Annotated in this window: 12 protein-coding genes; 8 read left to right on the top strand and 4 right to left on the bottom strand. The window is 38.1% G+C overall.

The window, feature by feature from the left end; genetic code table 11:
- Positions 1 to 266 precede the first annotated feature (266 nt).
- From V7M80_RS10870 to V7M80_RS10845, 6 genes are all read left to right on the top strand, one after another.
- Entirely contained in the window at positions 267 to 1016 is a 750-nt protein-coding gene (locus V7M80_RS10870; RefSeq protein ID WP_333696060.1) for a hypothetical protein, read from the top strand.
- A 119-nt stretch (positions 1017 to 1135) separates the two neighbouring features.
- Positions 1136 to 2629: a hypothetical protein gene (locus tag V7M80_RS10865; protein ID WP_333696059.1), complete on the top strand. Its 1494-nt coding sequence runs from the start codon at positions 1136 to 1138 to the stop codon at positions 2627 to 2629.
- 272 nt (positions 2630 to 2901) lie between these two features.
- Complete coding sequence (locus tag V7M80_RS10860; protein ID WP_333696058.1) at positions 2902 to 5817, top strand: DEAD/DEAH box helicase; 2916 nt, start codon at positions 2902 to 2904, stop codon at positions 5815 to 5817.
- A gap of 1 nt (position 5818) precedes the next feature.
- Positions 5819 to 6013: a hypothetical protein gene (locus tag V7M80_RS10855; RefSeq protein ID WP_333696056.1), complete on the top strand. Its 195-nt coding sequence runs from the start codon at positions 5819 to 5821 to the stop codon at positions 6011 to 6013.
- Positions 6014 to 6108: 95 nt separating this feature from the next.
- Positions 6109 to 6354 carry a hypothetical protein gene (locus V7M80_RS10850; RefSeq protein WP_333696055.1) on the top strand — a complete coding sequence of 82 codons (246 nt, stop codon included), beginning with the start codon at positions 6109 to 6111 and terminating at the stop codon, positions 6352 to 6354.
- A 105-nt stretch (positions 6355 to 6459) separates the two neighbouring features.
- Complete coding sequence (locus tag V7M80_RS10845) at positions 6460 to 6954, top strand: hypothetical protein (RefSeq protein ID WP_333696054.1); 495 nt, start codon at positions 6460 to 6462, stop codon at positions 6952 to 6954.
- A gap of 213 nt (positions 6955 to 7167) precedes the next feature.
- Here V7M80_RS10845 and V7M80_RS10840 read toward each other — a convergent pair whose 3' ends face one another.
- The 4 genes from V7M80_RS10840 to V7M80_RS10825 all read right to left on the bottom strand — a co-directional run bounded on the left by V7M80_RS10840 (position 7168) and on the right by V7M80_RS10825 (position 10552).
- On the bottom strand, positions 7168 to 7785 hold the full coding sequence (locus V7M80_RS10840) for an SOS response-associated peptidase (protein WP_333696053.1): 618 nt from the start codon (positions 7783 to 7785) through the stop codon (positions 7168 to 7170).
- A gap of 141 nt (positions 7786 to 7926) precedes the next feature.
- A complete protein-coding gene (gene ychF, locus V7M80_RS10835; RefSeq protein WP_333696052.1) occupies positions 7927 to 9021 on the bottom strand; it encodes a redox-regulated ATPase YchF in 1095 nt (364 codons plus the stop codon).
- A gap of 120 nt (positions 9022 to 9141) precedes the next feature.
- Entirely contained in the window at positions 9142 to 10173 is a 1032-nt protein-coding gene (locus V7M80_RS10830) for a carboxypeptidase-like regulatory domain-containing protein (protein WP_333696051.1), read from the bottom strand.
- A 28-nt stretch (positions 10174 to 10201) separates the two neighbouring features.
- A complete protein-coding gene (locus V7M80_RS10825) occupies positions 10202 to 10552 on the bottom strand; it encodes a 4Fe-4S dicluster domain-containing protein (protein ID WP_333696049.1) in 351 nt (116 codons plus the stop codon).
- 149 nt (positions 10553 to 10701) lie between these two features.
- Between V7M80_RS10825 and V7M80_RS10820 the strand changes: the two genes are divergently transcribed.
- Entirely contained in the window at positions 10702 to 11760 is a 1059-nt protein-coding gene (locus V7M80_RS10820; RefSeq protein ID WP_333696048.1) for an acyl-CoA reductase, read from the top strand.
- A gap of 155 nt (positions 11761 to 11915) precedes the next feature.
- The coding region (locus tag V7M80_RS10815; protein ID WP_333696047.1) for an aminotransferase class V-fold PLP-dependent enzyme at positions 11916 to 12231 on the top strand (316 nt) is incomplete at its 3' end.

Below are 12231 nucleotides of genomic sequence, written 5' to 3'. Positions count from 1 at the left end.
CATCCCTTTATCATCCCTTTATCATCCCTTTATCATCCCTTTATCATCCCTTTATGTTTTTTGATTGGATTTTTCGATTTTTGGATTTTTGGATTTTTGGATTGTTATTTTATGTTATAAAAGCTACTTCAAATTTACGAAAAAAAAGGATACGAATGCTGTTTTTTTATGCACAATTGTGTTGATAAACGCATGAAGTGAATGTGTTTTTTGTATTGATAATCATACAGTTATACCTTTGGTATATAATTTTAAATTTTTATGCTATGGCAAAATTAAATGGAATCCTCAAGATTGAGGGAACGTTGGAAAATCTGACGTTTTACAAGAGTGCTGATGGGCACATGGTACGCACGAAAGGTGGCGTAAGTCGGAATCGTATTTTGAATGATCCGGCGTTTGTTAGAACTCGTGAAAACGGGGTTGAATTTGGGCAAAGTGCTCAAGCCGGTAAGTTATTGCGAATGGCAGCCGGGCAATTGGTTTTTAAGGCCAGGGATAGTAAATTATCGAGCCGGATGTTGCAGGTGATGGCTTCGATAAAGAATGCCGATTTGGTGAGTGCCCGTGGTGAACGGAAGGTAGCCCTTGGGATTCAGACAGAAGAAGGCAAGCAGGCTTTGCGAGGATTTGACTTTAACCAGCGAGCTGTTTTACCGGCAGTATTGTATGCTCCTTACAGTTTGGATGTAGCTACGGGGGGTATTAGCTTGGCCGATTTTAATCCGGTGCAGCAATTGCGAAATCCGCAGGGAGCGACGCATTTCTCGATGCAGAGTGCGTTTTTGAAATTGGATTTTGAGAGTGGTGTTTCGTCTATAACCTACAGTGATGTGGTTAATTTGAGCACCCAAAGTGGCGAAGCTACCCATGTATTGACCCCTACTTCTGTGCCTGATGAAAGCGGTATTTCGTTTTACTTGTTTTTGATTGAATTTTTTCAAGAAGTCAATGGCGTGCAATACCCTTTGAATAATGGGGCTTTTAATGTGTTGCATATTGTAGACGTACAGTAACTTTTTGCTCCCCCATCTGCTGTGAACTCCCAAGCTTATGGTTTGGGAGTTTTTTTTGGTATTTTTTTGATAATTATAAGAAAAAGTTGTATTTTTAGGCTTTCCTATACGCCAAAATTATGCATCTCATCTTACCCAAAGGGTTGGATTTACACGCCTTAGTAGCCACCTACCCGCCTTCGTTTTCTTCTTTTAAAGTTGATAAGTTAGCCTACATCCTTCACGCAGTTGCTACAATACCGGTTTATACCAAAAAATCGGAACTTATTGATGACTATGTCCCGCTCTCCTCTATTATATTGAATACGTTGCTGGGAAACTACAAGCCCCATCTGAATTATGCCATAAAAATGGGTTTATTGCAAAAACATCCCACCATAAAGTATCAGGTTGGGGAGCATTGTACGTTGTATCAATTTACGGAATCGTATCGCGATTTTGGTGCGGTATATAATTTGAAAGATTTTGTTTTGAGGCGAAAGCTCAACTCCTTTTATGCCAAACTCAAGGCCACTACCGATGACTATAAGTATTTGAATAAATGGTTTACGAAAAAGTTGGTTATCGATTCGGATTTGGTACTGGCCTTTTTGGAAGAAGAATGGTTTTTAAAATATTCGAATCCTCATTTGCGAGATTATTCGATAGTAAAGCAAAAGGTAAAGAGTCCGTTTGAGCAGTATGTGTATTCTAAATTGTCTGTACAGTTTTTGGAGTCGCATCGGTATTTATGTAAAGTAGATTCTAAGGTAAATCGGTATCATAGTAATTTGACGAATATGCGGGGGTTGTTGCGAAATGCGATAACGTATGATGGCCAACCCATGGTAGCGGTGGATTTATCGAACAGTCAGCCCTATTTATCCTTGTTGTTGTTGCAGTTGGATTTTTGGGAGGGTTTTTTGGAATATCTCACCCGAAGTAAGCGTCAAGTTTTAAAAAACCCCGAAAATGTCAAAAATTCTTACAAGTATATATGGATTTATATGAAACTAGAAGCAAGGTTAAGGAATTTAGAGAAAGATATAAATAAGTATAACTACCTCATTATGTTAGTAAAAATGATGGTGAGCCACCTAGAAACAAGAGATGAAGGCGTATTTGAACGATATCGAAAAGAGGTTTGTCAAGGTACTTTGTATAGCTATTTGGAACGCGTTTTTCAGGGTGAGGATCCCCAAAGGCAGTGGACGCGAAACGATGCTAAGATAGCTGTATTGCAAGCTTTTTTTTCGGATAATCGGTTTTTGCATTCGGAAGAGGCCTTACCGAAACGGTTGTTTAAAAAAGAATTTGAGGAGGTGTATGAGGTGTTGCGATTGGTGAAGCAATTGCATAAGACGTTGCTTCCTATTTTGTTGCAGAATTTGGAGAGTCTGTTGGTTTTGGAGGTTATAGCGAAGCGGTTGTCTAAGGAATACCCCAAGATGCCCTTGTTTAGTATTCATGACAGTTTGGTAACTACGGTGGGACATGAGGCGGTAGTGGCACGGATTATACAAGAGGAATTGGTGCGGTATATAGGCTTTGCCCCGCACTTGAAAATAGAGTATTGGAAAAGCGAGGAATTGACTTTACACTTGGAGCAATTGAAGGAGCGGTTGAGGGGGTGATGTGTTGTGAGGGTAAGCTGTACTTCTGGGGAGTGGCTACAACTTTTATAAGGTTGTAGGAAATTTGAAAATATTTTAGTAGGTTTGAAATTCCATTACAAAAATACCACACTTTTTTAGCGGAAATGAGATTGCTTGCCTTTTGGGGTGGGTGGTTTATTTTTTTGTTGGGAAGTGGAGTGTTGGCGGAAACCCTATTGAAACGCAGAGTGAACAGAAACATGAAAAGCCTAATGAGACAATGACAAAGCCCGATAAAGAGTAAGTTTAATATGACGTATTTTTCTTCAAATTATAATAGGATTAACTATCCAATCGCGACTGAAACTGCGAAAGGATTACGAAATGCACAAATAGGAGCGATTCATGCAATTGGGTCACACTTTACTTTATTCAAAGATGAGGCAGCGATAGTAATTATGCCAACAGGTTCAGGCAAAACGGCTGTGTTGAACTTATCTGCATACTTGTTAAGAGCAAAAAGAGTCCTTGTAATTAGTTCAAGCGTAATGGTGCGAGGACAAATTGTTGAGGAGTTTTCTCAACTGAAAACATTGAAAGCATCAAATGTTTTTCATGCTGATTTACCACTTCCTAAAGTCAAGGAAATAAAATCACCTATAAAATCTTTGGAGGAATGGGAAGCATTAAAAGAATTTGATGTAGTAGTAGGTATTCCGAATAGTATCAATGAGGGGATAAATGAGACATTTTCTCCAGAGGTTGATTTGTTTGACCTGATATTGGTGGACGAAGCCCATCATGTTCCTGCGTTTACTTGGACTAATGTCGTAAAAAGATTTACTAACGCAAACAAGATTTTTTTTACTGCAACACCATTTAGAAGAGATAAAAAAGAAATTGAAGGTAGGGTTGCTTTCAATTATCCTTTAACAAAAGCGTATGAGGATAAAATCTTTGGTAAGATTGGATATTACCCTGTAATTACAGATAGTCATGATACTGACTTAGCTATTGCGTTGCAAGCCGAAAGGACTTTTATTCAGGATAAAGAAGCTGGGTTAAAGCACTATATGATGGTGCGGACAGAAACAAAGGAAGAAGCTGAAAACCTTAGCAAACTCTATTCAGAGAGAACAAGTTTGAAATTGAAGAAGGTTGATAGCACTCTTGCCTATTCAACAATTAAGAAAACGATTGAGAAACTAAAAGCAGGTGAATTAGATGGAATCATTTGCGTTGATATGCTTGGAGAGGGATTTGATTTTCCAAACCTCAAAATTGCTGCTATTCACAGCCCAAAAAAATCACTCGCGAACACACTTCAATTTATTGGAAGATTTGCAAGAACAAATGCGGAGAATATTGGCGAGGCAAAATTCTTAGCCATACCTAACGATATAATAATTGGCAAGAAAAAGCTGTATGAAGAAGGTGCAATTTGGGATGAGATTATTAAAAACCTCAGTGAAGAAAAAATTGAAGAGGAAGATGAAATAAAAAATGTAGTTGATTCATTTGAAAAGAAAGTTGCAGCAACATTCAAGGACAATATCTCATTTTACAATCTGAATCCTTACCGACATGTAAAGATTTATAAAGCAGACGGAGTAAACTTAGATGCAAAAGTGGAGCTTAACGGATTACACATAATCTATAATGCAATAAGTAGAGAACATAATGCGGTAGTTTTTATTTTTCGGGAAACAGAAAAACCAAAGTGGATTGCATCAGATGATTTAGTAAACATCAATCATTTTTTTCTTTTGGTTTTCTATGATGAAAAAACAAAACTCATTTTCATTCATTCTTCAATCAAAACAATTCAATTTTACGATTTAATGATAGACCTCTTTGGAGTTGGCACTCCAAAGAGAATTTCAAAATTTGAATTGAACAAAGTTTTAGCAGATGTTTCAAATCCAGAGTTCTTCAATATTGGAATGCAAAACAGGTCGGCAAACAGCGGTGAATCATACAGAACAAGTGCTGGACCTAATGCTGAAAAGGTAATCACCAAAAGTCACGGGAAGAACTATGCAAACGGACATGTATTCTTAAAGGGTATTGACCAAGGCGACAACATTACAATTGGTTACAGCACAGGTTCAAAAGTTTGGAGTAATGCTTACGATAAAATTCCAAACTATATTAAATGGTGTCAACACATTGGGGCTAAAATTGTCAGCAATAAAGTAGTTAAGACAAATACCGGATTTGACAATCTTGCAATCGGACAATTAGTAGATGTGCTCCCTTATGCTGCATTACTTGCAGTGTGGCACAAAGATGTTTTTTATCAGACACCATTTTTAGTTTCTCTCAATGGCGATGAAATAATTTCAAGACCAGAACTTTTGGACTATGACATTTTAATTGACACAGCCAACAGTACTCTGAGTCAAGTTTGGATTGATTTGGTTTTAGACGATGAAATAATTTCTCTTACATACGACTTCAAAAATCATTTTCAGTATAGAATTACTCCTGACTACAATTACCAAGTAGAAGAAAGCAGCCATACAACAGATTTAATTGCTTACTTAAACGAAAATCCCTTCTCTATATTCTTGGACAACTTTGCAATGATTAGCAACCATGAATATTTTGAACCACCAAAAGAAAGTGAGTTTCGTTTTGATACAACAAGAATAATTGCCTTTGACTGGGCTAACGAAAATACAGATATTGAAAGGGAGTTTTATAGTAATCCTGTTGCTGACAAAGCAGCTAATGGAAATAGAAATTCTATCCATGAAACTTTGCAAGCAAAATTATTAGCCGACAATTATCCCGTTTTAATTTACGACCATGGGTCAGGGGAGATTGCTGACTTCATTTCTATTATTGAATTAACAGACCGTATTGCAATAACTCTTTATCATGTCAAAGGTTCTGGAGGAATAAATGCAGGTGATAGAGTTGGAGATGTTTATGAGGTATGTATGCAGGTTGTAAAATCTCAATCATGGACACCAAACAAAAATGCGTTTGCAAAAAAAGTTCTTGGCAGAACAGAAGATAAACCGCAAAAATTTCTTGTTGGCAACAAGCATTTATTCTCTCAACTTATGAATAAGCAAAAGTTGTTTTCCTTTTCATTTGCCGTTGTTCAACCTGGAATTTCAGCCGATTCAATTTCAGATAGAATTAGTTATATATTGGCAGCAACTGATGATTCATTGGTAACAAATGGCTATGAGTCACTAAGAGTAATTGGGTCTTAATATGACATTGGAAACATACACAAAAGACAGAAGGGCATCCGACAACAGCACCTACCCAAAAGTGGCGGTTCAGTGGTTAAAACAAGCTTTGTGCTTCTATCAAAGTTTGTGCTTGGTTGACAGTGAAGTGCTTCGAAATCAAAACCTTCGAATAGCCGAAAACTGTTCAAATCCCAAAAACCATACCACAGCATAAAAACCCAATAAGAAAAAATGATGTAAAAAATACAAGATTAAGCCCCCTCCCCATTTCCCCAAAATCCTTTATATTTGAGAATACATTATTAGCTTATGACCCTACACCAATACGTTACGAATTTAAACACCTTATACCAAACCGGAAAAGCCCGAGAGCACAGTTACCGCAGTGATTTGCAAGTGTTGTTAACCCATTGGTTGCCAGATATTTTGGTGACGAATGAACCTGCACGCAGTGAATGTGGAGCACCGGATTACCTATTGCATTATCAAAAGATCGTTGTGGCCTTGACGGAAACGGATGGGATTATGAAAAAGATTGATGGGATAGACTTTTAAACGTGTATGCCGCTCTATTTTTGAGAAGGCCTTTTGAACCGAACAAACTTGTAGGGCTCCTCTACAAACCCAACTTTTAGTAACACCTAATTAAAAATTAAAATTATGACACCAATTAAAATTCTCATTTGTTTGCTATTCGTTAGTATTCCATTTACAGCTCAAGAACTTGAAATACCCAACGATTTATCGCTTGTTACTGCTGATGATTATAAAAAAACAGAATCGTTGGTTTTGAAAGCCACAGAATGGTTAGCCCAAACCCCGGTTGGAGAACATCCGAACACACGCATTGCCGTAAATGGTTTTTTGATGAAATGGATGAGTGGCAGTCCCACGGTTACCATTGCCTTGGTAGAAGGCATCGTACCGTTGGATTGTGCGGATTGTTTGATGGTGTTTATGAGCGGTTGGACCAAATACAGTTTGGAACATAATTATTCGAAAGATAATACGGCTTGTGCTGTGGCGGGTGCCGAGCAGGCCATTCGTTTTTATGAAAAAAACAAAGCCGCTCTTGGTAAAAATGCCGATATGGAAAAACTTATCAAACTGCAAAAGAAAGGCAAACTGGAAAGTTATATCGCCTCGAAATTTTAATATTTTTTTACTCTCCTTTTTTTCTTTTCTTCTTTGAGGGGTTTCGGGGAGGAGACTCCTCCTGCGTGGAACACGAGAGCTTTGCTGGAACTGGTGGAGCCATGACACAACATTGGGGAAGGACACGAGGGGTTGGCTCGAACTGGCGAAGCCATGACACAACTCTGAGGAATGACAACTTCGGGGAAGGGTATCTAAGAAGGAATAGGGTTTTTATTGGGGGACTTTGAAAGCAATCATCTCTGCTGTATAGGGAAATGCAAAGGCTTTATAATCGTTTTTGGAATCCAACCAGGCGGTTTCGTCTTCTTTTTTTAGCATAATGGGCATTCGCTTTTTATGATTGTGAATGTACTCCATTTGCGGATTGGCTTGGGTAGTAACTATAGCAAATGAGTGGTAGTAATTTCCGGTTTGGGGGTTTATCCAGGCATCGTAGATTCCTGCCAATGCAAAAAGTTGGTCTTGAGCCGCAAAAATTTGGTATTTCTCTTTGGTTTTTCCCTTATCATCATTCCAATGCCACTCAAAATAACTGGTTGCCAAAACCAAACATCTTTGGGAAGTAATTTTGGAAAAACTGGGCTTTTCTGCCAAAGTTTCAATGCGAGCATTTAGCGTATTTTTTCTGAAATCTAAGTCCTTGGACCAAGAAGGAACCAAGCCCCAATGGTACTGCGTAGTGATGCTTTGTGGGGTTGAGTCGCGAATAATTGGTACTTGTGCAAAATCGAATCCGTTTATGAAATCGGATTGTAAAAAAGTCTCTTGCCGGTCTACCTTGGCTTTGAATCTTTTTTCAACTTTGGGAATCGAATCCTTTTGACTCATGTAAAAACACATATTGTCCTTCTTTTTTAATCAAAAGTACGTAAAGCTCCTTGAAATGAAAAATAGCTTTTAACTTTTTGACCCAAAAAAAAACCGCTGAAAAGATCCAGCGGTTTGATTTCATTCTTTATTATCTATAACTTACACATTGAAACGGAAATGCATTACATCGCCATCTTTAACGATGTATTCTTTACCTTCTACCCGCAATTTTCCGGCTTCTTTAACTTTGGCTTCCGAGCCGTAGTTTGAATAGTCTTCGAAGGCAATAACCTCGGCACGGATAAACCCTTTTTCAAAGTCGGAGTGAATTACACCGGCCGCTTTGGGTGCGGTATCGCCAATATTGATAGTCCATGCCCGAACTTCTTTAACCCCGGCGGTAAAATAGGTTTGCAATTTTAATAATTTGTAAGCTGCCCGAATTAACACTGCCGAACCCGGCTCGGTTAATCCCATATCTTGTAAAAACATTTGACGTTCTTCATAGCTTTCCAATTCGGTAATATCGGCCTCTGCTCCTACCGATAATACAATAACTTCCGCTTGCTCGTCTTTTACCAATTCGCGAACTTGGTCTACGTATTTGTTTCCGTTTACGGCAGATGCCTCATCAACATTGCATACATACAACACCGGTTTGGCTGTTATGAGTTGGAAACTTTCAAACAATTCTTCTTCATCTTGATTTTGTGGCACAACCGTACGAGCCGATTTGGCTTGTAGCAACGCTTCCTTAATGCGGTTGAGCAAAGCTTGCTCTACTTGAGCTTCTTTGTTTCCGGTTTTGGCAGCACGGTTTACTTTTTCCAAACGCTTTTCTACCGTTTCCAAGTCTTTTAACTGCAACTCAATATCGATGGTTTCTTTATCTCTTATGGGATTTACGTTACCATCTACATGCACAATATTATCATTGTCAAAACAACGCAATACGTGAATGATGGCATTGCACTCTCTGATATTTCCCAAAAATTGATTTCCCAATCCTTCACCTTTACTCGCTCCTTTTACCAAACCGGCAATATCTACAATATCTACAGTGGCCATTTGTACCCGCTCCGGTTTTACCAATTCTTCCAAACGGGCAATACGAGGGTCTGGTACATTTACCACACCAATATTGGGCTCAATGGTACAAAATGGAAAGTTGGCACTTTGAGCTTTGGCATTGGACAAACAATTAAAAAGGGTTGATTTTCCTACGTTGGGTAATCCTACAATTCCTGCTTTCATTTTATGGGTACTTGGTAAAAGGTTTAAAACGGGTGCAAATATAGGTTTAAATATTGAAAGAATAAAAGGTTGAAATGTCTTCCTGAGAATACGGTGTTTTTTACCTCTTTACGGCTACATCTAGCGAGGTAGGTAATCTAATGGGAGCATATCTCCCATGCGTCTTTTGGATAGTTCACCGGAAAAATCAATTTGATCTATAGCCGAATGATTTCCATAGTCGTCCACATAAAACTCGGCGGTTTTGAAGATTATTTTGGATTGTTCTTTGTTGTTGTACAAAACAGAAAAGGTACGGTAAAATCTGGGGGCATCGGTTAGATTGGTTTGTTTTGTTTTGGCCAGAACCTGCACGCGTGTCCCGATTTGTTGTACCTCTTCGAACTTGAAATGCAAATTGGCATCGGTTGGCATACTGCCTTCGAAAAGGATAAACTCGTTTGTACTCCACTTTTTTTCAATTAGATTTTTAAAAAAATGTTTAGGCGAACCGTTGTAGGCAGCCCGTCTGTTTTTTTCAAAGGATTGGGTAGCAGTAGGCCACTCTTGAAAGAAAGAAGTAATGGCAAAAAAACTGCCTCTAAGAAAATCGTTGGAAAGCGTTCGCTTGTTGTACTGCACTTTAAAATCAATCAAATCGACCTCTATAGAGTAGCCCAAGTATTTGTTTTTTATTCTTAATTTTTGGTCGGCAAAGGCCCCTAAAGTGAAATTTTTGGATTCGTAGGTAAATTGAATCGCCTCTTCGTTTTCGATTTCACAATTTCTACCGCCTTTGGTTTTTCCTAAAAATTGTTCTCTGAAAACGTCCAGCATTTCTTTTCTGGAAAAAGGAACCGGCTCTAGCGTAACCCCTTTTAAAAGAACGGTTTCGGGAACTAAATTAATGGCAATAGGCGATTGGAAGTCATTGAGATAAACGGTTTTGTAGCCCAGATAACTTATAACCAAAATGGCATTGGGTTGCGATTGCAATTTTAATTCAAAAAAGCCATCGGCATTGGTTGTTGTTCCCAAAGTAGTCCCATCAAAATAAATGGAAACGCCATACAAAGGGTTGTTGCTTTCGTCGGCAATTTTACCCGAAATATTTTGAGCTGAAAGAGGAAAAAACCACCCGCAGACTAGCAAAAAAAAGACTAATTTATTCATAAAAAAATCCCATAAAGGGATTTAGAGGTTATTCGTTGTGTAAAAAAGCTTGTCTGTTTAACAACGTTTCTTCACTTTCGACATGGTTGTCATCGGGAACGCAACAATCTACCGGACATACGGCGGCACATTGGGGTTCTTCATGAAACCCTTTGCACTCGGTACATTTGCCGGGAACAATGTAATAAATATCGTCTGAAATGGGCGTTTGTGGAGCATCGGCATCTACTTCGGTACCGTCGGGTAATACAATTTTACCTCTAAGTTTGGTTCCGTCTTTGTAACGCCAATCGTCGGCTCCTTCATAAATAGCGGTGTTTGGGCATTCGGGTTCACATGCCCCGCAGTTGATACATTCGTCGGTTATAATGATTGCCATTTTTCTTTTGTTTAAAAGTTTAAGCGTTTAAAAGTTTAAAAGGGGATATCAAAAATCATTGTAAACTTTCAACTATTGGCTGTTGCCACAATTCTATTTCTTATTTTTGCACAAAATTACAATCAAATCAAGTTATAAACAAGTATCAAATGTTACAAAATTCAAAAATTACTGCTTTTGTAGAATTAGGTAAATTTTTAGCCCAATTTTCATTGGAAAAATCACAACCTCAGGAGGCTGTCCTTTTGAATGATGTCTATTATACTTCGTTTCAAGATTTGTTGGCTTTATCGCAATCGCACAATGGATGGTTTACTCCAGAGCAAGTTTATTTTGCCGTTCAATCCTGGGCAGAAGCCTTAACGGAAGAAAATCTAACTAAATGGTTATCCAGGTATGAATTTTCTAATGTACAACCTAAAACTATAGGACTCATTTTGGCCGGAAATATACCGCTGGTAGGTTTTCATGATTTTCTTTCGGTTTTAGTTAGTGGGCATAAGGTTTTGGTTAAAACCTCATCGAACGATACCCATTTGATTCGATTTTTAGCCGGTTATCTTCAGGCTGTTGCTCCTGAATTGAAAAATCGGATTGAATTTACCGATGGGAAATTAGAAAATTTTGATGCCGTTATCGCCACCGGAAGTAACAACACCGCTCGTTATTTTGCGTATTATTTTAAAGATAAACCCTCTATTATTCGCAAAAACAGAAACTCAGTAGCCGTATTAACCGGAACGGAATCTAAAGAAGATTTGTTCCTTTTGGGTGAAGATATTTTTAGGTATTTTGGTTTGGGATGCCGCAATGTGTCTAAACTTTTTGTCCCCAGAGGGTATTCGTTTGATGCTTTTTTTGAAGCTATTTTTCCGTACCAAGAGGTGATTCAGTATGAAAAATATGCCAACAATTACGATTACAACAAAGCCGTATTTTTGATGAGTAATTTCAAATTATGGGACAATGGTTTTTTAACTCTCAAAGAAGATACGAGCTACTCCTCACCTATTTCGTCTGTTTTTTATGAGTATTATGACGATTTAGAGCGATTAAAAATTCGCTTAGCAGAAGATCAAGAACTGTTGCAATGTGTTGTTTCGAATGGAATTACGGCCAATAGTATTCCGTTTGGACAAACACAAAAACCACAGCTTTGGGATTATGCGGATGGAGTAGATACGGTGGATTTTTTGTTGGGCGTTTAAATTTAAGTTTTTAACTACATCGTTTTTGTTAATAACCTCTAATAAAAACTTCTTGATAAAACGAATGGTTTTCTGATGAATTTCAGAAATTTGTGCATTGAACATACACTTTATCATTTCAGAAATTTTAATTCTGACCCTTTATTCAGAATACCATGAAAAAACACAATTACAGTGCCGGTCCCTGCATTTTGCCCCAAGAAGTATTTGAAAAATCGGCTCAAGCCGTATTGAATTTTAATAATTCCGGCTTATCCATTTTAGAAATATCACACCGTAGCAAAGATTTTGTTGCTGTTATGGAAGAAGCCAGAGCCTTGGCATTGGAACTTTTAGGGTTGCAAGGAAAAGGCTATCAAGCCTTATTTTTACATGGTGGTGCCAGTTTGGAATTTTTAATGATTCCGTACAACTTGATGAAAGTAAACGGAAAAGCTGCTTATCTTGATACGGGCACGTGGGCTAACTCGG

Source organism: Flavobacterium sp. (assembly GCF_036759525.1).
Lineage (GTDB): Bacteria > Bacteroidota > Bacteroidia > Flavobacteriales > Flavobacteriaceae > Flavobacterium.
Note: the sequence above shows the minus strand (reverse complement) of the source record. Positions and strands in the feature narration are given on the sequence as shown.

Bases quoted from the DNA above. Each gene is read 5' to 3' on its own strand.
- V7M80_RS10865 (WP_333696059.1), top strand. From the start codon at position 1,136: ATGCATCTCATCTTACCCAAAGGGTTGGATTTACACGCCTTAGTAGCC.
- V7M80_RS10825 (WP_333696049.1), bottom strand. From the start codon at position 10,552: ATGGCAATCATTATAACCGACGAATGTATCAACTGCGGGGCATGTGAA.
- V7M80_RS10860 (WP_333696058.1), top strand. From the start codon at position 2,902: ATGACGTATTTTTCTTCAAATTATAATAGGATTAACTATCCAATCGCG.
- ychF (WP_333696052.1), bottom strand. From the start codon at position 9,021: ATGAAAGCAGGAATTGTAGGATTACCCAACGTAGGAAAATCAACCCTT.
- V7M80_RS10855 (WP_333696056.1), top strand. From the start codon at position 5,819: ATGACATTGGAAACATACACAAAAGACAGAAGGGCATCCGACAACAGC.
- V7M80_RS10830 (WP_333696051.1), bottom strand. From the start codon at position 10,173: ATGAATAAATTAGTCTTTTTTTTGCTAGTCTGCGGGTGGTTTTTTCCT.
- V7M80_RS10820 (WP_333696048.1), top strand. From the start codon at position 10,702: ATGTTACAAAATTCAAAAATTACTGCTTTTGTAGAATTAGGTAAATTT.
- V7M80_RS10845 (WP_333696054.1), top strand. From the start codon at position 6,460: ATGACACCAATTAAAATTCTCATTTGTTTGCTATTCGTTAGTATTCCA.
- V7M80_RS10840 (WP_333696053.1), bottom strand. From the start codon at position 7,785: ATGAGTCAAAAGGATTCGATTCCCAAAGTTGAAAAAAGATTCAAAGCC.
- V7M80_RS10870 (WP_333696060.1), top strand. From the start codon at position 267: ATGGCAAAATTAAATGGAATCCTCAAGATTGAGGGAACGTTGGAAAAT.
- V7M80_RS10850 (WP_333696055.1), top strand. From the start codon at position 6,109: ATGACCCTACACCAATACGTTACGAATTTAAACACCTTATACCAAACC.